17 protein-coding genes are annotated in these 22,239 nt (G+C 50.1%); 11 read left to right on the forward strand and 6 right to left on the reverse strand.

Annotation, left to right across the window (positions count from 1 at the left end; genetic code table 11):
- Positions 1–502: 502 nt before the first annotated feature.
- On the reverse strand, positions 503–865 hold the full coding sequence (locus FHS90_RS12625) for a hypothetical protein (protein ID WP_182513315.1): 363 nt from the start codon (positions 863–865) through the stop codon (positions 503–505).
- A gap of 122 nt (positions 866–987) precedes the next feature.
- On the opposite strand from FHS90_RS12625, the gene FHS90_RS12630 reads away from it, so the two are divergent.
- A complete protein-coding gene (locus tag FHS90_RS12630) occupies positions 988–1,416 on the forward strand; it encodes a DUF2147 domain-containing protein (protein WP_066833406.1) in 429 nt (142 codons plus the stop codon).
- A gap of 330 nt (positions 1,417–1,746) precedes the next feature.
- Here FHS90_RS12630 and FHS90_RS12635 read toward each other — a convergent pair whose 3' ends face one another.
- From FHS90_RS12635 to FHS90_RS12645, 3 genes are read right to left on the reverse strand one after another with little or no spacing between them, the layout of a single operon-like run.
- A complete protein-coding gene (locus FHS90_RS12635) occupies positions 1,747–2,217 on the reverse strand; it encodes a hypothetical protein (RefSeq protein ID WP_066833414.1) in 471 nt (156 codons plus the stop codon).
- A gap of 4 nt (positions 2,218–2,221) precedes the next feature.
- Positions 2,222–2,770, reverse strand: a complete 549-nt coding sequence (locus FHS90_RS12640; protein ID WP_182513316.1) for a hypothetical protein — start codon at positions 2,768–2,770, stop codon at positions 2,222–2,224.
- Complete coding sequence (locus tag FHS90_RS12645; protein WP_182513317.1) at positions 2,730–3,794, reverse strand: T9SS type A sorting domain-containing protein; 1,065 nt, start codon at positions 3,792–3,794, stop codon at positions 2,730–2,732. The genes FHS90_RS12640 and FHS90_RS12645 overlap by 41 nt, the downstream gene beginning before the upstream one ends.
- 147 nt (positions 3,795–3,941) lie before the next feature.
- On the opposite strand from FHS90_RS12645, the gene FHS90_RS12650 reads away from it, so the two are divergent.
- Positions 3,942–6,131, forward strand: coding sequence for a sensor histidine kinase (locus FHS90_RS12650; protein WP_182513318.1), 2,190 nt, complete (start codon positions 3,942–3,944; stop codon positions 6,129–6,131).
- 32 nt (positions 6,132–6,163) lie between these two features.
- The gene (locus FHS90_RS12655) at positions 6,164–6,892 is read left to right on the forward strand and encodes a response regulator transcription factor (protein ID WP_182513319.1); all 729 of its coding nucleotides are present in this window, start codon (positions 6,164–6,166) and stop codon (positions 6,890–6,892) included.
- A gap of 896 nt (positions 6,893–7,788) precedes the next feature.
- Here FHS90_RS12655 and FHS90_RS12660 read toward each other — a convergent pair.
- The gene (locus tag FHS90_RS12660; RefSeq protein ID WP_182513320.1) at positions 7,789–10,557 is read right to left on the reverse strand and encodes an outer membrane beta-barrel protein; all 2,769 of its coding nucleotides are present in this window, start codon (positions 10,555–10,557) and stop codon (positions 7,789–7,791) included.
- 21 nt (positions 10,558–10,578) lie between these two features.
- Positions 10,579–11,310: a GLPGLI family protein gene (locus tag FHS90_RS12665; protein ID WP_182513321.1), complete on the reverse strand. Its 732-nt coding sequence runs from the start codon at positions 11,308–11,310 to the stop codon at positions 10,579–10,581.
- Between the two features lie 395 nt (positions 11,311–11,705).
- Between FHS90_RS12665 and FHS90_RS22765 the strand changes: the two genes are divergently transcribed.
- From FHS90_RS22765 to FHS90_RS22870, 8 genes are all read left to right on the forward strand, one after another.
- Positions 11,706–12,308: an alpha/beta fold hydrolase gene (locus FHS90_RS22765; RefSeq protein WP_343049700.1), complete on the forward strand. Its 603-nt coding sequence runs from the start codon at positions 11,706–11,708 to the stop codon at positions 12,306–12,308.
- Between the two features lie 68 nt (positions 12,309–12,376).
- Positions 12,377–12,700 carry an alpha/beta fold hydrolase gene (locus FHS90_RS22770; protein ID WP_343049701.1) on the forward strand — a complete coding sequence of 108 codons (324 nt, stop codon included), beginning with the start codon at positions 12,377–12,379 and terminating at the stop codon, positions 12,698–12,700.
- A 473-nt stretch (positions 12,701–13,173) separates the two neighbouring features.
- Entirely contained in the window at positions 13,174–16,119 is a 2,946-nt protein-coding gene (locus FHS90_RS12675) for an outer membrane beta-barrel protein (protein WP_182513322.1), read from the forward strand.
- Positions 16,120–16,266: 147 nt separating this feature from the next.
- Positions 16,267–17,076: a hypothetical protein gene (locus tag FHS90_RS12680; protein WP_182513323.1), complete on the forward strand. Its 810-nt coding sequence runs from the start codon at positions 16,267–16,269 to the stop codon at positions 17,074–17,076.
- A gap of 201 nt (positions 17,077–17,277) precedes the next feature.
- The gene (locus tag FHS90_RS12685; RefSeq protein WP_182513324.1) at positions 17,278–20,220 is read left to right on the forward strand and encodes an FAD-binding and (Fe-S)-binding domain-containing protein; all 2,943 of its coding nucleotides are present in this window, start codon (positions 17,278–17,280) and stop codon (positions 20,218–20,220) included.
- A 390-nt stretch (positions 20,221–20,610) separates the two neighbouring features.
- Positions 20,611–20,973, forward strand: a complete 363-nt coding sequence (locus tag FHS90_RS12690) for a hypothetical protein (RefSeq protein WP_182513325.1) — start codon at positions 20,611–20,613, stop codon at positions 20,971–20,973.
- A gap of 18 nt (positions 20,974–20,991) precedes the next feature.
- Complete coding sequence (locus tag FHS90_RS12695) at positions 20,992–21,573, forward strand: S41 family peptidase (protein ID WP_246387009.1); 582 nt, start codon at positions 20,992–20,994, stop codon at positions 21,571–21,573.
- Between the two features lie 343 nt (positions 21,574–21,916).
- Positions 21,917–22,075, forward strand: coding sequence for a maleylpyruvate isomerase N-terminal domain-containing protein (locus FHS90_RS22870; RefSeq protein ID WP_377047851.1), 159 nt, complete (start codon positions 21,917–21,919; stop codon positions 22,073–22,075).
- Positions 22,076–22,239: the final 164 nt, after the last annotated feature.

Raw genomic sequence — 22,239 nt, forward strand, 5'->3', positions numbered from 1 at the left:
AGTAGTTTTCACACACCGCTAACAGTGCTTCTGCCCTTTTTTATCCTTCTACCTTAAAATGTCCGAAGTATTGTCAGAAAACAGCCCTAAAACAGCACTACCCTGAAAGGGACTCCCCGCTTTTACCGTGCAGGAAAGGGCAAAAAAATACCCGGCCATTGCAGTAGCCGGGTACGGAATCCTTTGAAATGGTATCAAGCGACACAGGAAGGAACTGCCTCCCTCACACGCCTGGCTACCTCATGCCGGATTCGCCAGTAGACCAAGGTCTTTTAGCAAGCTTCAACACGGTTAACGGTTGACACATGAGCTAGGCTTGATACATTCTTACTGGGATTAGACACTTTTACCTCCTTTCTTTAAGTCCAACATAAACCCATCTGGACTTCCAAATACCTTATGGTTGCGTAGAAGGGCCAGAAGCACTCGCTTCTGATTTATAAAGGTAAAAGACGTGCCGAAAGTTCAAAAGGTTTAGGGTAAAAAATTACCCTTCTCAATCTCAGTCACTTAATTTATCTGTAAGGAAAATATACACCCAGAGGCCCGCTAACACCACCTCGGCGGCCGCGTCTAAGAGGTAAACGTTCAGGATGACATCATGAAAAGCGTACCGCATATCTATGGCCGCCAGGCCTGCTGCGCAAAAGAAACCCAGCAGGCCCACGCTTCTCTCCACCCTCTTCTGCAGCGCAGAGGCAATGAAGGTGGCCCCTACCACCATGACAAGAATACCTACCGTCACTACCAGCCACACCTCGTTCTTGGGCCCGGTCACGGCCAAAAAGCTAGGCATGTGCAGCAGGGGCCAAATACCCGTGAGGATGTAAAAGATCCCCTGCACCCAAAGTACTGTTCTGCGCATCTTGCTCTATTCTAAAGTATAAATAAAAATTTCTTCTGCTATTTTCCGCCAGGTGTGTTTTTGGTCTCTAATTTGCTTATATTTCATAACAAAAACCAAACATCTATCAAACAGCAACACGTATGAGAAAAATCTTTTTGTTCGCCTTGTTCCTTTGCCTGACAACCATGGCCTGGGCTCAGAAGAAATCACCCATTGGCGTATGGACGAATGAAGAAAAGGAAGCACGCTTTGAGATTTACCAATGCGGTGACAAGCTTTGCGGTAAAATCATCTGGCTCAAAGAGCCCAACCGCGACGGCAAACCAAAGGTAGACCAGTTCAACCCTGACCCTAAGCTGCAGAACCGCCCCATCATTGGCATGGTCTTCCTGAAAAACTTTGCACCAGACGGAGATAACAAATGGGACGATGGTCGTATCTATGATCCAAAATCAGGCAAAGAATATGATTCTTACATGAAGCTGGTAGGAAATGACAAACTGGAGGTAAAAGGCTACCTGGGTATTTCCCTCATTGGCCGTACCCAAACCTGGACCAGAGTGAAATAAAGAGACTCTTTTCTAGAGAAACAAAAGGCGGGGAACAGATGCTGTTCCCCGCCTTTATTTTTTGCCTTTCACGCCCCTGCTGGCCAGTTTGAAAAAAAGGTGCAGATATTCCCCCTTTTCCCTGATTCATAAGGAAGCAAAACAGGTTGAAGCCTTACCCTAGGGTATCCTATAGTTCAATTAACTCACTATTGGTGGCAGGTTCCATGGCAGAGGTTAAGGCATTTTCCTGTTTTGGGGCTGTTTTTCAGAAAACAGCCCCAAAACAGGAAAATGGCAGGCTGCTTTTATCAGGTTCTGGAAGGATCCTTTCTCTGGGGAGAAGGCACACTAACAGAGGTCAGTGATTTGAACCTTCTTATCTCTGAAGACGAAATAGTCGCCTTTGGTCTTTCCGTTCATGGCCTGAAACACCGGAGATGCCGGCGAAATGGCAAAATACTTTTCACCCTCTACTTCTATTTCACCCAGGCTCACAGAGATGAAATAATTCTGGGTATCTGTTTTCACCACAGAACCCAAGGAAATATCTTCGTTTACTTTATTGCGAACAATACGCTTCAAGATGCTCAACTTGCCCATTGCCTCATCCAGCTGTTTGGCAAACATGTCGCGCTGAATATGGCACGCCTCCCGGAACGACTCAAACTTGTCTTCAATGGCACCCTGGCTTTCATTGGCGCTGGCTTGGGCTTCTTCCATGGCCACACGGGCATTCTCTACAAAATCAGTCTGAAGGCGCAGGCACTCATCCAGGAGACGTTGTTTGATGTCCAGTTCGTAAGTGGTTTCTGTATTCATAGTTTCATTTGTTTTTTGGTGACAAAGGGGCAGGCCTCAGAACCAGCCTCTTCAAAATGCTTGGTCGTTCACAGAAAAAACAGCTCCTCAGGAAGCAGAAGCCAGTTTTGGTCTGTTTTGCAAAAAAGAGCTCAGAAACAGAAAGTCCTGGAAGAACTCTTTCGTTGCAAAGCTTTAAACTGTTTAAAAGTAATTTTGTTAGAAAAAGATAGAATAAAATTTTGAATTCCGCTAAACCCTTTGCAGTGTTTTTCTGTGAAACGGGCGGGGTTCCTGCTCTTTTGCGCCAGAGGGGCACCTCCTTTTTCAGCCATGGTGGAGCAAGAGATAAAGTTTGGCCAATGCCCCTGCTGCGCGTTGTCTTATGCTCATCTTGTATGGGCACAGGTATTGGCAGAACTGAGTTTAGGGGCAAAATGTAACGCTCATAAGGTCTCATTACGCACCAATAATCACCCCCGCAGAGCCAGGAGTTTTTCTCAGGCCCTGCGGGGGTATGATAGGCTGCAGAACTACTGCACCAGTACTTTTTCAGCCTGTATGGTTTTACCACACCTGATCTGAATCACATATAAGCCGCGCCCGTACTTGCCCAGGTTTATCTCTTTCTGGTAAAGCCCTTTAAAGCTCCGGTGCTCCTCTTCAACTACTGTTTTCCCAGCACTGTTCACCACCCTCACCATCACTTCATCTTTCTGGGGGACTTCAAAGGAAAGCTGTACCACCCCGCTGGTTGGGTTTGGGAATACCTTTACCTGCCGCTGAACCGTCTTAGCAGGGACTTCTTTTGCTGTGTTCTGCTTTTGGGTTGCCTTTGCTTTCGCCCCCTTTAGTGGCGCCTTCCTTAAAATGATATGGAAGGAATTACCAGCGGGTACCCGTATCATTTCATAATCTCCCGTCTCAATTGTTTGGGCAGCACCCTGTGATTGCAGACGTAAAACCCGTACACGTCCCTCTCCATCTGCCTCTATCCTCACCTTTTCCCGGAGCAGGAAGGTGTCAGCAGGAACCAGCCCAGAAGAGTCCAGCCTGATGAACGCCCTGTTCCTGAGCAAAGAGTCTGACTTTATTAGCTGCCTGATCACCAGCGGGTGCCTGAGGGCCAACATCCGGCTGGAGTCACGTAGCGTCTGCCACTGTTCATGTTCGCCTCCCCTCCTGAATACCAGCCCCCTAACAGTATGCCTCAAAAGGGAATCTGCTCCCAGTACCCGGTAGACAACGGCCCTGATGGAATCATAAGTATTCGAATAACCTTCTATCAGGATATCTGGCTTCACAAACGTAGTGACCTGGGCTGGTTCTATCCTCTTTGCCCCTAACCCCAGAAGCGTGCCGGCATTCAGGTTCAGCTGCTTTACAGCCCCCTGCCATGTCTCCCCTTTCTGAATAGTGAGAGTAGTGTCAAGGATATAATAGTGGCTGTCTATCTTTTTCACAATCTTAACTTTCGCCCTGGCAGAGGCGTCTTGCTGTAGTTGCTCTGGGCTCTGGGCAAAAGCCCCTGAGAAAGAGAATGCGAAACCCGCTGCCACGGCTGTTGCTGCTCTCTTAAAAAGTTGTTTTTGAATCATATCTAGTGTACATTAGGTGAGGCTATGTGATTGACTGTTACAAAATTAGCAGACGCACCTATGGCAGCGGGTTAAGGCTTCGTTAATGTCTGTTAAAGAAAAGTTAAAGTACTGTTTCGCAGAGTTGGGGCTAGTATCTTTGTTAAGATGAGAAAGAAGACATTGTTTGTGGTCATTGCCCTGATGAGCCTCACCCTCATTGGGCTGATTGGTTTCCAGGCGTACTGGATCCATCATGCGGTGAAGATGGAGGAGGAGCTGTTTGACAGAAACGTGAATGATGCCCTTCACCAGGTGGCGCGCAGGCTGGAAACCAAGGAAGCCATCCATTTCCTGAAACAGGAAGCACCCCAACTCAGGGAGGCGGCCCTGGCTCCGGCGGTGACCACTACAGAAACGGTTGTCAGCACCCCCACCCCGGCAAAGTCCTCCAGAAACAAAGAAAGGAGCGAGCGAAAGGGGAAAAGAAACCAACCCCTGCCCCTGGCGGAACCCGCTTCTTCACTTTCTGTGGCCGCTTCTGGTTCTGCCGGTTCTTCTGTTACTATGGTTACGCCCCTTCCCGGCGAAAAACATACCATGGTTGACCGGGCCCGTTCCAGCGTGATGTCTATCCGCGGGGGCCGTTCGCCCCATTCTGAGTCAGCCCAGCAGATCTTTATACATTCCTTTACCATGTCAGACTCTGCTGCCAAACCCGCAAGCGTGGAGGTGTTTGGCAGATCCCGGGTAGACTCAGTGGTGGTACGGAAGCTGGTGGCTGCCCAGCGCAAAATGCTGGACACCTTAAGGATCTACAGCCGAAACGGGCAGGCCCACTTCATTAGGATGGATTCTGGCAGTGTCTCAAAAATTGCCCTTGATTCTATATTCATGGCCAATCAGGCAAGAATTTTACGGCAGATCCCCGTCAAGAGTATCAAAAATATCCAGATCAAAGGGAATGTGGCCAACATTCATACGGACTGTCTTTTTATAGGCAGGTCCCCTGAGATGGTCTGGCGCCAGGACAGCAGCACCCGCAAAGGGAAACGGTACGTATCACCGGCCAGAGTTCAGACGCTGGCCCCCCTCCTGCTGTCTGCTGCCCCTGCCCAGCAGCAGGTGGCGCCCACCCGTCCGGCCGCTTCACCGCGGGCAAATACCCACTCCCCGGTCACCGCCCCAACCCCAGAACAAGTCACAGAACAGAAAGCCGTGGCCAAAGCACAGCACCTGAACCAGGTGATGCAACAAATGGTAGTAGAGTATGTGCGCAAGGAACGGCCCCTGGAAGAGCGCCTTGGGGAACTGGGGATGGAAGAAATCTTAGCCACCGAACTGAAAAGCCGGAACATTGTCACCCCCTACCAAAGCACCCTCAACATTGACCCGGGCAACAGCAAACCAACTTATCTCCTGGCCTCCAGTAATAGTCTGCCGTCGGCCTCGCTGCTGCCAGACGGCGGGTACACCGTGCAGCTGTTCCCCAATGATGTCTTATCTGCCCCCAGCTACCTTAAGCTGACGTTCCCGCACCGGCAGCTCATTATCTGGAAGAGTATCTGGATTCCTACGGTGATTTCAGTGCTCTTTACCTTAATCATCATTTTCACCTTCGCCTATACCCTGGGCACCATTTTGCGGCAGAAGAAGATCTCAGAAATCAAGAATGACTTTATTAACAACATGACCCACGAATTCAAAACGCCTATTGCCACTATTTCGCTGGCGTTAGATGCGCTGGTCAACCCCAAGGTGCGCAAAGATGAAGCCCGCCTGGACCACTATGCGCGCATCATCAGAGATGAGAACAAACGCATGCACCAGCAGGTGGAGAAAGTACTGCAGACCGCCCAGATGGAGCGCAACAAACTGCAACTGGCCTTTGAAGAAGTAGATGTGCACGCGTTGATCCAAAAGGCGGTAGAGCCATTTCAGTTACATATTGAGCAGCGGCAGGGAAACCTGAACCTGAAACTGGACGCTCCCTCCCCTGTTGTTTGGGCAGACGCCAGCCACCTGGCCAACATGGTAGCCAATCTGCTGGACAATGCCAACAAGTATTCGCCTGAGGCGCCCAGAATTGTAGTACAAACCACCCAGGTCTCCAAAGGCCTGCACATTTCTGTGGAAGACCAGGGTGCAGGCATGTCACGGGAGGCCCAGAAAAAGATTTTTGAGAAGTTTTACCGGGTGCCCACGGGGAACGTGCACAACGTAAAGGGGTTTGGGTTAGGACTGAGTTATGTCAAAACCATGGCCGAGGCCCATGGGGGCAATGTGCACCTGCGCAGCGAACTGGGCAAAGGCAGCAGGTTTACCTTATGGCTGCCCCTGCAAAAACCTTCTGTTTAAACGCTATTCATCACCTCTTAAAAAGCACCTCCATGACCGCACACACCGCCACCCGCCTCCTGTTGGTTGAAGACGACCCTAACTTTGGCATGGTCCTGAAAGACTACCTGGAGTTGCATGATTATGACGTCACGCTCTGCACAGATGGCATGCAGGGCTGGCGCACCTTTCAACAGGCCCCCTTTGATGCGTGCATCCTGGATGTGATGATGCCAATCAAAGATGGATTCTCCCTGGCCGCTGACATCAAAAAAGCCAATCCGTTCCAGCCCATCATTTTCCTTACGGCAAAAGCCATGAAGGCCGATATGCTGGAAGGATTCAGGCTGGGGGCCGAAGATTATATCACCAAACCGTTTGACTCTGAGATTCTACTCTGGAAACTGAAAGCCATTCTGCAGAGGAGAGCCACCGCCGCCGTGCCAGAAAAAGCCCCCTCCACAGCGTATCAACTGGGCATGTACCACTTCAACTTCAAGACCCGCCAGATCACGCATCATGGTCAGGTGCAGAAACTGTCGCCCAAAGAGGCTGAACTTCTGCAGCTGCTTTGCCACCACCTGAATGATGTCCTTCCGCGGGAAGTGGCCCTCACCACCATCTGGAAAGATGACAACTACTTCACCGCCCGCAGCATGGATGTGTTTGTGACTAAACTGAGGAAATACCTGAAAGATGACCCGGAGGTGGAAATTATCAACGTGCACGGCAACGGTTTCCGGCTGGTTGCTCCCGCCGCCGTTTCCCAACCAGCCTCCTAGGCAGCTTTAAAAGTAATTACATTATATTTCTGTTTTGGGGCTGTTTTGGCCAAAACAGCCCCAAAACAGAAATACTTTTTTTACAACGTCAACTCCTTGAAGCTGACCGTTTTTTTCTGATTTATCTATGGACAGGTGACCGCTTGTGCCTTACACGCAGAACAGCTCCCTGTTTTGGGGCCGTTTTCTGAAAACTAGCCCTAAAACGGCGGCAGAAGTAAACACCACATAAACCTTTGCAGATAAACAATGGACAAACGCGTTGCAGGCTGGTGCCCAATACTACTTCTCCCTTTGGCTGCCCACCCTATAAAAGAATGCACTGCGTGACTCCTTGGTAAGCAGGGCCTTGAGTTGTACTCTAAAGGCGCTCTTCAGGATTTGCCCCCTCTGGCACCTTCCATTTTGAGCTGATAGAATGACAAAAGAAAAATCCGGAGTGTCTTATTTTTAAATCATAAATCCTGAAGAACGGAGACCTATCGGCCCGGTCCTTTGAAGGGAGCAAGGCGAGGCCTGTATTACTTCCGCACCATCACGTCGTTCTTGCCTACGCAAAGCAAAGACTCCTCCGGTAGCTTCCAAATGTACTTAGGCAGCCCACCTGTTTTGGAGCTGTTTTGGCCAAAACAGCTCCAAAACGCACTTAACCTGCTTCAGAAACCTCTGCAGCAAAAGGTAGCGATACTTTCTAATGGCAATACCCTACACAGTTCAGAAGAAGGAGAAGCCTACCTTTTAGTAATTTGCCCAAACATCACCCCCCTCTCGTTACATCAATAGCAAATCAAATTTCACCTGCCTCATATAATCTTACGGCTACCTGAATCAGCCACCTTTATAAAATAAAAAAGCCGGACTCTCTGGTCCGGCTTTTTAGACGTTTCCTCCCCTTGTTACCGCATAATCCTAATTCCGCCGCCGCGGCTCCCCATGGTGTTCAGGTGCTTGTTAAGGGTGTAGGTGAACTGCAGCAGGAAGTACTGCCCCAGTGAATTCATGGTTTCCCGCTGCACATAGTTGGCGCTGGCTGTCTGGTTAATGCCCATGTTCTTGTCTAGCAGGTTCACCGCCACCAGACGCAGTTCCCCCGTGTTGTTCTTCAGGAACTGCTTGGCCAGGGAAACATTCAACAACGGAATGTTCTGCCGGAAACCCAAGTCCGGGTTGTTGTACACCAGATAGTCCAGGACTCCGTTCAGGTGAAAGTGGAGGGGCAGGTAAACAGTGGCCTCCCCCGTGTAGGTTTGGTTCAGGAACTGCTGGTCGCGGCTCCCTTCTGCGCTGTAGTTGGTGGTTTGCAGGCTGAGGTCACTGCGCAGGCTTACCTCAAACTTTTGGTCCAGACGGTACTCGTACCTAAGGTTGCCGCCCACGGTGCGGTTCTCTGTGGTGGTGGCACTGTTGTCAATAAGGTTGATGCTCTGCTGCTCTCTCAGGCTCAGGCCTACATTAAAGCGGCTGTTGAGCTTGCGCACCGGATAGCCCACGTTCAGGTTCACCCCAGAAATCCGGCTATACCTCACGTTCACCGGCTGTGAGGTACGGCTCAGGCCTGCGCCGTAGGTGACAGAGTTGGTAATGGCATCTGTGGTATAGTTCATAAACCCGCGGGCGAAAAAGCTGATCATGGACGTGGGGTTGAACATGGTGAAATTGGCTCGAAGCTGGTGCTGGTAGGCCGGTCTTAGCCCCGGGTTCCCCACATACACATTCAGCCGGTTGCTGCTGTCTGGCAGCGGCTGCAACTGCCGCACAGACGGTTCCTGCACAGAGGTCTCGTAATTAAAATCAAACCGGCGGTTGCTCCCGAAATCATAGTTGAACCGGGCGCTGGGGAGAAAGTTGTCAAATGACTTCTGTACCGGTCTGTTCTCCTTCTGGCGCACGTAGCCAATCAGGTCAGAGTGCTGAAAGCCCGGGCCCACGGCAAAACTGAAAGCATCACGGTTCACCCTGAAGTTCACGTTGGCACGGTGGTACTGGAAATCACTGTTGTACCGGTTTGACTGGTTTTGATTGATGAGCCGCTCACCGTCCTGCAGGTCAAACACCTTTTGGTCAGAAATATTCCGGTTCTGCCTAAACAGGTACGAGGCCTCCAGGTACCGGCGGTTGCCCAACGGTTCAGTACCGTTCAGCGTGGCGCTGTAGCTGTGGGAGTTGGTTTCACTTTCCCGGTACTGGTGGATGGTCTCAGTGGGCCGCTCTGTAAACCTATATACTCCGTAATTTAGGTTTTCAGCGTCATTCTGGTTCAGACTCCCCTGGGCGGTGAGCGAGAGGGTGCGGCCTTTTTTAGGGAATTTGTGCCGAAGCAATAGACTGGCAGTCGCATTTCCCCCCTGCCCGGTGGTGTTGTTCCGGCTGTCACCGCTGTTCTGGAATTCGCCTGCGGCATTCACGGTTCTACTGACAGAAGTACCCACGCCTTTGCTGGTGCTCAGCCCGGCATTTACCGTTAACTTGACAGAGTTGGCCGAATCCAGTTTATGGTCTACTGCAAAGTTTAACCGGTGGCTGGTGTTGGTATTTTCCTGGCTGCCGGTCTGATTCAGGAAAATATTGCCGGTGGGTCTGAACTCCTCCCGTTCCAGTACATGGCGCACGTCATGATTCAGGTGGTTCAGGAAATAATTCCCGGTGGCCTCAGTGTTTTTGCCCAAAGATTGGTTGAAATTGGCACCTCCCCCGTATGTGCGCATCAGCCCGTTGGTACGGTCACCGGTGTTTAAGGGAATAGCTGAATTGGGGCCTATCTCTATCCGTAAGCCGCCCCCAGATGCCATTTGCTGCAGGCCGCCAGAAAAGGCCAGATACTCATCAATCCCGAAGCCCTGGGTGTTAACATTGTTCCCCATTCCCAGCACCGAGAACTGTTTCACCTTCTGAAAACGGTTCAGGTTGAATTTGCCCTGGAAACGGGAATCTGTTCCCGCCCCGGCCATCACACTGCCAAATACCGCATTCTTCTTGTCTTCTTTCAGTTCCAGGTTAAGGGTTTTGGTTCGCTGCCCGTCTTCAATGCCAGAGAATTCAGCCTGGTCAGATTTTTTGTCATACACCTGCACTTTCTTCACCGCGTCGGCGGGCAGGTTTTTGGTGGCCAGCTTAGGGTCATTTCCAAAGAACTCCTTCCCGTCTACGGTCACCCGCTGCACCTTCTCCCCCTGCACAGAGACAGATCCGTCACTGGCCACCTCCACGCCCGGCAACTTCTTCAGGAGCTCCTCTACCGCGGCGTTGGGTTGGGTTTTAAAGGAGCCGGCGTTAAACTCTATGGTATCTTTTTTTATCCTTACCGGATCCTGCTCCCCCTGCACCACCACTTCGCCTAACGCATTGGCTGCGGTTTTAAGAACAATGGTCCCCAAGTCTACTACGCCGGGCACGGCAGGGGCTTCAATGGTTTTGTAGAAAGGCTCAAAGCTCACAAAAGAGATTTTCACCAGCACCAGGCCGTTGAGGTTTTTCAGGTCAAAGGTACCTTGGGCGTCTGTAGAGGCAAATGAAACAAGCGTTGAGTCTCTGGGCTGCAGCAACAGCACGGTAGCAGAGGGTAAGGCACTGTTTTTGTCATCTACCACCTTGCCTTTTACAGTAAACTTCTGGGCAAGCGCCGCCGGGCCTACCAGCAGGAAGGCAATGAGAAGAAAATTTTTCATGGAGGTTCTTTTCCCTAAGGCTTAGTTCCTGATCATGATGTTCCCTCCGCCCTGCCGCATACGCTCCATCTGCTCAGACAGCATGGCCTGGTACTGCTTTTCTGTTACCTTCTCCCCTTTGACAGGCTCTACCAGCTCCCCTTTTTTAAGAGGCCTTACGTCAACCTGCAGGGCTTTCACAACCCGCTCGCCGTTGTTCACATCCAGCTCCAGCACGGCACCGGGCAATGAGGCATACGAATCAGGCCCCAGATAGGGGCGCAGTTTTTCAGTGTACCAGGCCACCACCGTCTGGTTTCGCTGCTCCTGAAAGTAGGTGGCCTGCCTGCACACATACCCGGCAATGGTTTTGGTTTCCTTCCCAAACTTCCAGGGCAAGGTGCTGAGACTGTCCTGGATCAGGTATTTTTTTCCGTTGAACTCCCGCAGAGAAATACGTTTAGATTCTGAGGGAACCAGGAACAGCTCACCGCCGCCCATCCTGATCCTGAAAGAGGTGCCGCTGGTTCCGGCTGCCGCCTCCTCCTCCTCATCTACCATGCGCTTGTACAAAGAGGCCTGCTGGTTAAAGTACAGTGCCTGCTTGCTCACGTTGAATTCAGGCATCATTGCTTTCATACTTTCCCGCTCTTTGGTGAGAGCTCGGTGCAGGTTGACTTTTACTTCATAAATAATGACACCCTCCTGCGCCATAGCCCCAGTAGAAGCGCATAGAAGAATGAAAAAGAAAAGGGTAGTGAGTATGCTTTTCATAGACTGATTTTTTTTGAGTAAAAGTAGCGGGCTAGAAAAAGCAATGGTGTTAACAGCTCCCTAAGGAAACGTTAAAGTATTGTTAAAGGAATGCGCCTTCCTCCTGTAGCACCATGCGGCGGAAAGGATACAGCTATTCTCCGGACTCATCCCAATGTTCACCTGGACGTTTAAGATCAATGCGAAAGCCGCTCCGTTTGGCAAGATTCTGCCCCTGAGCAAGAACCTGATTCTGGCAGACTAAATACCCGGGAGCAGAATCAGGAGAGGTGACATTTCTTCTGATTCAACGTATAATCAGGAGACTGTTGCCCGCTTGGGCTATGCTCTTCAACTTCTTACCGGCTACAGCTAACCCGCCGGATACATATTTTTAACTGTGCATCCTTTCATTGATGAAAACCAAGAACCTGCTTCTCACTCTTCTTCTTTTAATTATTTCTGTTTCCGGGAGCGCGCAAGTGAAACCCCTTGACGCTGAACTGACCAACTATATCTACCCTTTTCAGGTGAGCTTCCATCAGGTGAAGGTGCAGCGCCAGAACTTTAAGATGGCGTACATGGATGTAAAGCCCCAGAAACCGAACGGGAAAACCGTACTCCTGCTCCATGGCAAGAATTTTAACGGCGCCTACTGGGAACAAACGGCTTCTGATCTGGCCAGGAATGGCTTTAGGGTGCTGATTCCAGACCAGATAGGGTTTGGAAAATCCTCTAAATCGCAGAACATCCAGTACTCTTTCCAGATGCTGGCGCAGAATACCAAAGGGTTGCTTGACAGCCTGGGCATCAAAAAGACAGCTGTTCTGGGCCATTCCATGGGCGGCATGTTGGCCACACGGTTTGCCCTCATGTACCCCCAAACGGTTGAAAAGCTGATCCTGGAGAACCCCATTGGCCTGGAAGACTGGAAACGCTGGGTGCCCTACCAGAACGTGGAGAAATGGTATGCCGGTGAACTGAAGCAAACCGCAGAGGGCATTAAAAATACCAGTTAGAAAACTACTATGGCGGCCAATGGAAGCCTGAGTATGACAAATGGGTCCACCTCCTGGCCGGCTGGACAGTGGGCCCCGACTATCCGCTCATTGCCTGGAACGCAGCGCTTACCTATGACATGATCTTCACCCAGCCGGTGGTATATGAATTTGAGAACCTCCAGATGCCCACCCTGCTCCTCATTGGCCAACGGGATCGTACTGCCCAGGGCAAAGCCAACGCCGCACCTGAGGTAAGGGAGAAATTGGGGAACTACCCGGCCCTGGGAAAAGAAACGGCCAAAAAAATCAAAAACGCCTCCTTGGTGGAAATTGACAACGTAGGGCACCTCCCGCACATTGAAGCGTATGAACGGTTTATAACGCCGCTGCTCCAGTTCTTACGCTCTTAACCTGTTCAGGCAGACTTAATGCCAGAAGCATCTGTTCTCCTGTTTTGGGGCTGTTTTTCTAAAAACGGCTCCAAAACAGAACCTACATTCTTTCTCTCCCTCCTGGGCACTTTGCCCAAAGCCAGAGATAAGGTCCCCATTCCTGTCTACTGAAGAACCATAAGCACTAAGAACACCCCTATAGCTCCTGAACAGATCTGCAGGGGGTGTTCTTTTTTTGAAAAAAAAATAGTAAAAAACTACAGCATTGGGGGTAACGCCGCCCATCTAAGAAAGTATTGCTTTCCTTTTTTTCTGCTATACAGGCTCACGTCTGCCTTACAGCCTGAAACAAACGCGTGCTACATAAACAGCAGTAGAGACAACGTGTTTTTGGCCTGTTTTTGGAAAAACAGGCCAAAAACAGAAAAACTTCTCCACAGCATTAAACCCTTGCCCAACTGGTTAGTCAAAGGCCAAACCAATACCATGCAATGAAAAAAATAAGCTTACTTTTCTATTTCCTGTTTTCCATATCCTATCTTAGTTTTAGCCAATCTGCCAGCATACGGGGCCAGGTAATGGGGGGCGGTTCCCCGCTCATTGGAGCCACTGTTGCCTTACTGAATGCCCAGGATTCTGCTGTGTACAAGGGTGCCACCACAGACGTGGAAGGCAGATTTGAACTGGCGGGCGTTCGAAACGGAAACTTTGTGGTAAAGGTGTCTTACCTGGGCTTCAATGACCTGCGCAGACCCCTCACCGCCACCGGAACGCCTCTCAACCTGGGAACCCTCACCCTGGGTCAGACCGCTACCGCGCTGCGCGAGGTGGAAGTTGTGGGCCGCGCCGCCACTGTTATCCAGAAGCAGGACACCTTTGAGATGAATGCCTCGGCCTACAAGGTGAACCGAGATGCCAACGCTGAAAACCTCATCCAGAAGATGCCGGGCATCACCATCCAGAACGGACAGGTGCAGGCACAGGGCGAGCGGGTGGCCCGGGTGCTGGTAGACGGGAAAGAGTTCTTTGGCGAAGACCCTAACGCGGTTTTAAAGAACCTTCCGGCCGAAGTCATTTCAAAGATCCAGGTGTTTGACCGCCAGAGCGACCAGGCCCAGTTCACCGGCTTTAGTGACGGCAATGAGCAGAAAACCATCAACATTGTGACCAAACCCGAGTTTAGAACCGGCCAGTTTGGGCGTTTCAGCGCGGGGGCCGGCACAGATGAGCGTTTCAGGCTGAGCGGGAACTACAACAGCTTTGAAGGCGACCGCCGCATTTCTATTGTAGGCTTGAGCAACAACGTAAATGAGCAGAACTTCTCCTCAGAAGATTTAGTAGGCGTGGCCAGTGCCTCCAGCCGGGGCGGCGGAAGCCGGGGCGGTGGAGGTATGCGCGGCAGTAGCGGGGGCGGTGGCTCCCGTGGCGGCGGCGGAAGCTGGGGCGGCGGCAACAACACCGGCGACTTTCTGGTGAACACCAGCAACGGTATTGCCACTACCAACGCCATTGGCGTTAACTACCTGGACAAATGGGGCAAGAATGTAGACGTACAAGGCAGCTACTTCTTCAACCATTCTAACAATGACTATTTCTACAACGCTTTCCGTCAGTTTGACCCTGAGCGGGAAGATGGTTTAGATGTGCGGGAGATAGGGAATTCAGATGCTAAAAACCAGAACCACCGCCTCAACCTGCGGGTAACGTACACCATTGACAGCGCAAACTCTATTATTCTCCGCCCGCGCCTGAGCCTGCAGCAGAATGAGGGGGTAAGCACCACAGATTCACGGGTGACTAGCGGCGGCGAATCTGCACTGAGTTCGCTGGCCAACAACTTTGACAACCTCTTCCGGTCAGATTTAACCGGCATTAACTTCAACAACAGCATTCTCTACCGTCACAGCTTTGCCAAGCGCGGCCGTACCGTGAGTGTTGACGTCACCAACAGCTACAACCAAAACAAAGGGGATAGCCGGCTTAATGCGAAGTACTTTTTTGACCTGATCAATGAGGGCGATGATTCGCTGGTGTACCAGAATTCCACCCTTGACAACAAAGGCTATGCTGCCGGAGCTAATGTAAACTACACAGAGCCGTTAAGCCAGAATACCCAGCTGCAGTTAACATACAACACCAACTACAGCAAGTCAGACGGGGACAAGCGCACCTCAGAAAGTGAAACCGAAGAAGGGCCATATGATGCCCTTATTCTTAACCAGTCCAGCACGGTAGAGAATAAAACCCTTACCCAGGAGTTTGGCGGGGGCTGGCGTTACAATAACAAGGATTTTCAGTTGATGCTGAACGCCCGTTACCAATGGCTGCAGTTGGCAACAGACCAGTTATACCCTACCCGTATAGACACAACCCGTAACTACCACAACATTCTGCCCTTTGCCATGTTGCGCTACAACTTCAACCAGGACCGCAACATACGGGTCTTCTACATGGGCCGCTCACAAACGCCTTCAGTAGACCAGTTGCAGAGCGCGGTAGATGTGTCTAACCCCACTTTGCTGAGCCAGGGTAACCCTAACCTGGGCCAGAGCTTTTCCCATAACCTGAGTCTGCGCTACTCCTCTGCCAACCCAGGCAGGTCTTCCTCTTTCTTTGCCTATGTAGGCGGTTCTTTCAACCAGGACTATATGGGCACCAGCACCTACCGCAATGACCGCAGAGCAACCGGAGATGAAACCCAGGATGCGCTTTTAACCTTCACCACCCCGGGCGGTGTTAAGCTGAAACCAGGGATGCAGCTCTCCCGGCCGGTAAACCTGGACGGGCAGTACAGTTTTAGGTCCTTCCTGAACTACGGGCTGCCGGTTACTTTCATCAAGTCAAACCTTAACGTGAACGCGGGGGCCAGCTACACCAATAACCCGTCTTTGGTGAGCAATTCAAGGTCTTCGTTTATGGAGACGGCCAATGACGCTGCAACCCTGAACCTTTCTGCCGGCATTGTGATCAGCAGCAACATCAGCGAGAACCTTGACTTTCTGGTGTCAACCAACTCTAACTACAATGACGTGAAGTACTCTTTCCTGAAGGAGCAGAACAACAACTACTACAACCAAAGCAGCTTGTTCAGACTGAACTGGGTAATCTGGAAAGGATTAAACCTGACCACAGAAGTTAACCACCAGTACAACGGAGGCCTGTCTGAAGGCATTGACCCAACGTTTATGCTGGTAAATGGCAGCATTGGGTATAAATTCATGCCAGACCGCCGGGTCGAGATCAGACTTTCCGGCTTTGACTTGCTGGGGGAGAACACCAGTATTCAACGGAACAACACCTCTACCTACATTGAAGATGTACAGACTACGGTGTTGCAGCGGTACTTTATGCTAAGCTTCAACTACAACCTGCGCCAGTTTGGCAATGCGGGCAGGGGCGCCGCCCCCGCCGGCGGGCCGCGAAGCTTCCAGCGGTAGAGAGTCTGCGTTCAGGGCTTGTTTTCCGTTTCCGGGCTGTTTTTCTCAAAACAGCCCGGAAACGGATTTTTTTTTGCCTGGCCTCTGCTTCATTTCATCTTTTTATTTACCATTATTGGGGCTACCCTTCTTGATCAGAAATTCCCCATGGAGAAAATAAAGGCCTACAACCAAAAGCTTCTGGCTATTCTGGGCACACTGGCAGTGCTCGGCTTTTTCTTGGTCTTTCTAGCCGGCTGCTACCTGGTAGTGGCTGACATTATCAGGAACAGGCAGTACGGCAGGTACCAGGCCGAGTCGCCCTCTATCCAGCTGCAGGATTCTTCCAGCACAGCAGGAGCCGCTATCAAGGCCAGACAGCACATCACCATGCAGGCGCCCACCTTACTAGACACGGCCGCCCAGATCTACCTGATTCCGGTTTCTTTGGCCAGCATTGACAAGAAACAAGATGGCAATGACTTTGAGATTTTAGACTATGGGCTGAGCTCTTCTGGGCGGGGCCATAAATATTTCAGATTCAATGGAGCCTACTGTAACATTATCCTGTATCACCCGCTAACGGGAACCAGCCGGGTCATTTTTGACAAGACCGTGCACCTAACCCATTTCAGGAATTTTAAAATCAGCGGAAAACAATACCTTTTAATGAAAGGGAGCAGTAGAGACACTGACCAGGACGGGCAGCTGAACAGCAGTGACCTCCAGTCTTTTTACCTCTATGCGGTTGCAAACCAGACACTGCGGGAAGTCAGTTTCCCGGGCCTGGGGCTGGAAGACTTCACCCTTCTGTTCAACTCACATAAAATCATTCTCCCCTTTGGCGTAGACCAGTACCGCAACGGCAGCTTACGCAATGAACCTTCCCTGCACAAGGAATTTTCAATTACCACTGGCCAAACCAAAAACCTGGTCAATCAGAGACAAATGGAACAGATACAGAAACTGGTCAATTGAGCAGCTCCTGTTTTCGGCCTGTTTTTCAGAAAACAGGCCGAAAACAGCCCCTGGGCAACCGTGCCGGAAAGTGTAATTCGGCGTAAGATTCCCTTTGACTTTCCCGCCGTAGCCCTTACATTGGGTGCTCAAGTTTGAGTTACCATATTACCACTTTCCTCCCCTCCTCCTGGCCGGGAAGAAGGGGCCGTTCCAGACCACATGAATCCTGAGAAACTAAAGCACATTGCCAGCCAGCTGGAGGGCGAATTCCACTTTGACAACACCATGCGCACGCTGTATGCCACAGACGCCTCAGCGTACCGCGAAAAACCGTTAGCCGTCGCGTTCCCCAAGAATGCCTCTGATATCAAAAAGCTGATATGGTTTGCCCGTGCAGAAGGAACCTCCCTGATACCGCGCACGGCGGGCACCTCTCTGGCCGGTCAGGTGGTGGGCAGCGGCATTGTGGTAGATGTGAGCAGAACCTTTACCCAGATTCTGGAGGTAAACCCGGCAGAAAGCTGGGTACGGGTGCAGCCCGGTGTCATACGGGATGAGCTGAACCTGTTCCTTCGGCCGCACGGCCTGTACTTTGGGCCCGAAACCTCTACCGCCAACCGCGCCATGATAGGCGGCATGGTGGGCAACAACTCCTGCGGCTCCAACTCCATTGTCTACGGCAGCGCGCGGGAACATCTCTTGAGCGTGAAGGCCATATTAAGCGACGGCACCGAGGCCGAGTTTGGGGCCCTGACCCTAACCGAGTTTGAGGCCAAGTGCCGCGGCGAGAATACCAGCGGCGACCTGGAGACGCGCATTTACCAGGCCACCAAAGCCATGCTGAGCCACGGCCCCACGCAGGAAAACATACGGGCGGAGTTCCCCAAGCCCAGCATCCAGCGCCGCAACACGGGGTATGCCATTGACCTGCTGCTGGAGACTGAGCCCTTTACGGCGGGCAAAGAGCCGTTCAACTTCTGCAAACTCATTGCCGGCTCTGAGGGCACGCTGGCGTTTTTAACGGAGATAAAACTGCACGTGAACCCGCTTCCGCCCAAAGAGATTGGCTTGCTCTGCGTGCACTGTGAAACAGTAGACGAGTCTCTGCGCGCCAACCTGGTGGCGCTGCGGCACAACCCCAGCGCCAGTGAGCTCATGGACCACTACGTGCTGGAGTGCACCAAAACCAACATTGAGCAGAGCCAGAACCGCTTCTTTGTGCAGGGCGACCCCGGGGCCATTCTGGTGGTGGAACTCACTGACCACACCCAGGCCGCTATTCAGGAGCGGGCACAGGCGCTGGTGCAGGATTTACAGAAAAACCAGCTGGGTTACCATTTTCCGCTGGTCTTGGGCCCAGATACCAAGAAGGTCTGGAACCTCCGCAAAGCGGGTCTGGGCCTGCTGTCTAACATTCCCGGTGATGCCAAACCGGTGGCGGTGATTGAAGACACGGCGGTTGATGTGGAGGACCTGCCGGAGTTTATCAGGGAGTTCAACCTCACGCTGGAGCAATACAACCTGTATTGCGTACACTACGCCCACGCCGGCAGCGGCGAACTGCACCTGCGGCCCATCATCAACCTGAAGACCGAAGAAGGCAACAAGCTCTTCAGGGATATTGCCACTGAGATTGCGCACCTGGTGAAAAAATACCGCGGCTCCCTGAGCGGCGAGCACGGCGACGGCCGCCTGCGCGGCGAGTTCATCCCGTTCATGATAGGCGAGGAAAACTACCGGCTGGTGGAGGAGGTGAAACGTGTCTGGGACCCCGGCAACCTGTTCAACCCCGGTAAGATTGTGAATACGCCCTCTATGAATTCCTCCCTGCGCTATGAGCCGGGCCAGGAGACGCCGGAGTTTGACACGGTCTTCAAGTTTCATCAGGCGGGTGGGGTGTTGCGGGCCGCCGAACTCTGCAACGGCTCCGGCGACTGCCGCAAAACCCACCTCACCGGCGGCACCATGTGCCCCAGCTACATGGTGACCCGCCATGAACGTGACACCACCCGCGCCCGCGCCAATGCCGTTAGAGAGTTCCTGACCCGTTCGACCAAGGCCAACCGCTTTGACCACCATGAAATCAAAGAGGCCATGGATCTCTGCATCTCCTGCAAAGGCTGCAAATCTGAGTGCCCCTCTAACGTAGACGTGGCCAAGCTGAAGGCCGAGTTCCAGCAGCATTACTATGATGCCAATGGCATACCGTTCCGCACGCGGTTGATCGCCAACTTCAACAACGCCAATAAGCTGGCCTCCCTCCTGCCGGGGGCGTACAACCTGCTGTTCAAAAATAAGCTTACCGCCCACCTCTTCAAGAAAAGTGTGGGCTTCGCGCCGAAGCGGTCACTGCCACTGCTGCATGCCACCACTCTCAAAAGCTGGTTTAAGAAGCACCAAAGAGAACGGGCGGAAAAGTCCAGTTCCTTCAAAAAGAAGGTGTACCTCTTCTGCGACGAGTTTACCAATTACAATGACACGCCTATTGGCCAGAAAGCCGTGCTGCTGCTGGAAAGGTTGGGCTACGAGGTGGTCATTCCGGAGCATGAGGAAAGCGGCCGCACCTACCTCTCCAAGGGTTTTGTGCGGGAAGCCAAGAAGCTGGCCCAACGGAACGTGGCCCTGCTGCACAAGCTCATCAGCGCCGAGACCCCTCTCATTGGCATTGAACCATCCTGTATTCTCACCTTTCGGGATGAATACCTGGATCTGGTAGACGCAGACCAACTGGAGGACGCCAAATCGCTTTCTATCCACTGCCTGCAGTTTGACGAATTCATTGCCCGGGAGCTCCTGAACAAGAACATTGACCCCAGCCTGTTCAAAGACGAGGAGCGGCAGGTTAAACTGCACGGACACTGCCACCAGAAGGCCCTCAGCAGCGTACTCTACACGCAGCAGATGCTCACCCTGCCAAAGAACTATAAGGTAGAAGTGATCCCCTCAGGCTGCTGTGGCATGGCGGGTTCTTTTGGCTACGAGGCAGAACACTTTGACGTCTCCATGGCCATTGGCGAACTGGTGCTCTTCCCCAGCGTAAGAGCCGCCGGAGAGGAGGTGATCATTGCCGCCCCCGGCACCAGCTGCCGCCACCAAATTCATGACGGCACCGGTAAAAATGCCAAGCATCCCATTGAGGTATTATATGAGGCACTGAAGTAGGCTGCGTTTTGGAGCTGTTTTCACAAAATCAGCCCAGAAACAGGAACAGCTAAACGCCAGCCTCGGCCGACGGCCTCCGCCGCCGTTTAGCCAAGTACGTTAACAGTCATAGCAGTGCAATGCTCACAAATTTGCGACAGACAAATTTTAAATAAAAAAACAAAAGTTATCGATTCAACATCAGGAATAGGGAAAAACTTTCCGAATAAATTGGCACAAATAGGGGCTACAATTCACGATTTCAAAAAACATCAAAGACGTTAGCATTTTGACAGTTCAAAAAAATAATTAAAAAAAGATGTGGCAAACACTTAAAATTAGTGATAAAAACACATTACGTTTGATAAGTTTTTTTTCATAGTAGATAAATGTCGAAACAATAAAAACAGAATGAAACAATTTATAATTATTACAATAGCAATACTGGTTGCGTTTAAAATTCAGGCTCAACAACGACAACCTAACAAGAAAGCTATCGCTTTGAAAAGAGAAATTTTTAAGATCATTAAGAAATATTCACTTTTTAATAATGTTTTAAACTGGAAAGATATCAAAACAGAAAGTAAGTCACTTTCTTTTACAAAAGATGACTTTAGTAATGAACAAATGATTTATGATTTTTACACAAAAAAACTAAGAGAAGTTGGAGATAAACATTCTTTTTTCATTTCTTCAAAAAAAATTAGTGAAATTAGCAGCACAGCTGTAGTTGAACACCCGCAAGGTGAATATTTGGCTAAAGGTATTGGTTGAATTAAAGTACCGGGTTTGATGACATTCGATGAAAATAAAGACATTCAGTTTGCCAATACAATACGCTCTATAATTGAAAAAATTGATACCGAGAATACAGTTACTGGCTGGATTGTCGATTTGCGTCACAATGGAGGTGGCAATATGTGGCCGATGATAGCAGGTTTAAATGCCTTAGTTGAGGACGGAACGGCGGGTTACTTCGTGCAAGGAAAATTAAAAATACCTTGGCTGAACGAAAATGGAAAAATTAATGGAAAACAGAAGCCTGTAAACACGTACAAAATTAAAAACAAAAAAGTAAAAATTGCGATTTTATTTGACGGTAAAACTGGGAGCAGTGGAGAAATGACTGTTGTTTCCTTTTTGAGATTACCTAATGTAAAATCCTTTGGACAAAAATCGGCAGGATATACAACGGCAAATTATAATTTCCCATTGTCTAATGGCGGCCAACTTTTATTAGCAAGAACATATGTAATGGATAGAACAGGTAAAAGCTACAAAGGAGAAATCACTCCCGATCTAGCGGTATCAGATTTATCAAACACCAAAAACGACAATGTAATTAAAACTGCTATTGAATGGCTTTCTAAATAGCGCATTACTTTCGAAAATGTATTTTTTTCGATATAGACAAATCATTTCTTAAAAAAATAAAATCAACATTTTAATAAATCATTTTAATTAAGAATATTTTATACAATCAATAATTTAAAATTATTAACAATAGAAAACAAATAAAAAACAGCAAAGTACCACTAATAAAGCAATATCAATAGTTGTACCAAAGTACTTTAATTGAACCATTTTACAAATTTAAACAACCGTTCTTATATTGAACTTTAGTACTATAAATTGCCACCTTCGACAATACCCAAAACGTTTGAGATAAATTACCAATTGATACTAGAAGTCTTTTCTAACCTTTACTACCAAGCTAATTGAATTGTTGAAATCATTAAATGAAGATGATTGGCATAGACAAACAATAGCTACACAATGGACGGTAAAAGATGTAATAAGCCATATGTTAGATACACAACTTCGAGCACTTTCTTTTCAACGAGATGGATATTACGGAGAACAAACCCAGAAATGAATGGATATAATAATTTGGTTAGATGGCTAAATCAACTAAATAGCGATTGGGTTAGCGCAGCAAAAAGACTGAGCCCGCAAACACTAATTTTATTACTCTTATCCGTAGGAGATTTGGTAACGGAATAGTATGTTTCATAGGATCCTTGGGATGAGGCGGTATTT

The organism is Rufibacter ruber, assembly GCF_014138425.1.
Lineage (GTDB): Bacteria > Bacteroidota > Bacteroidia > Cytophagales > Hymenobacteraceae > Nibribacter > Nibribacter ruber_C.

Excerpts from the sequence above, each read along its gene's own strand:
- FHS90_RS12625 (WP_182513315.1), bottom strand. The coding sequence starts at position 865 with ATGCGCAGAACAGTACTTTGGGTGCAGGGGATCTTTTACATCCTCACG.
- FHS90_RS12630 (WP_066833406.1), top strand. The coding sequence starts at position 988 with ATGAGAAAAATCTTTTTGTTCGCCTTGTTCCTTTGCCTGACAACCATG.
- FHS90_RS12635 (WP_066833414.1), bottom strand. The coding sequence starts at position 2,217 with ATGAATACAGAAACCACTTACGAACTGGACATCAAACAACGTCTCCTG.
- FHS90_RS12645 (WP_182513317.1), bottom strand. The coding sequence starts at position 3,794 with ATGATTCAAAAACAACTTTTTAAGAGAGCAGCAACAGCCGTGGCAGCG.
- FHS90_RS12650 (WP_182513318.1), top strand. The coding sequence starts at position 3,942 with ATGAGAAAGAAGACATTGTTTGTGGTCATTGCCCTGATGAGCCTCACC.
- FHS90_RS12655 (WP_182513319.1), top strand. The coding sequence starts at position 6,164 with ATGACCGCACACACCGCCACCCGCCTCCTGTTGGTTGAAGACGACCCT.
- FHS90_RS12660 (WP_182513320.1), bottom strand. The coding sequence starts at position 10,557 with ATGAAAAATTTTCTTCTCATTGCCTTCCTGCTGGTAGGCCCGGCGGCG.
- FHS90_RS12665 (WP_182513321.1), bottom strand. The coding sequence starts at position 11,310 with ATGAAAAGCATACTCACTACCCTTTTCTTTTTCATTCTTCTATGCGCT.
- FHS90_RS22765 (WP_343049700.1), top strand. The coding sequence starts at position 11,706 with ATGAAAACCAAGAACCTGCTTCTCACTCTTCTTCTTTTAATTATTTCT.
- FHS90_RS12675 (WP_182513322.1), top strand. The coding sequence starts at position 13,174 with ATGAAAAAAATAAGCTTACTTTTCTATTTCCTGTTTTCCATATCCTAT.
- FHS90_RS12680 (WP_182513323.1), top strand. The coding sequence starts at position 16,267 with ATGGAGAAAATAAAGGCCTACAACCAAAAGCTTCTGGCTATTCTGGGC.
- FHS90_RS12685 (WP_182513324.1), top strand. The coding sequence starts at position 17,278 with ATGAATCCTGAGAAACTAAAGCACATTGCCAGCCAGCTGGAGGGCGAA.
- FHS90_RS12690 (WP_182513325.1), top strand. The coding sequence starts at position 20,611 with ATGAAACAATTTATAATTATTACAATAGCAATACTGGTTGCGTTTAAA.
- FHS90_RS12695 (WP_246387009.1), top strand. The coding sequence starts at position 20,992 with ATGACATTCGATGAAAATAAAGACATTCAGTTTGCCAATACAATACGC.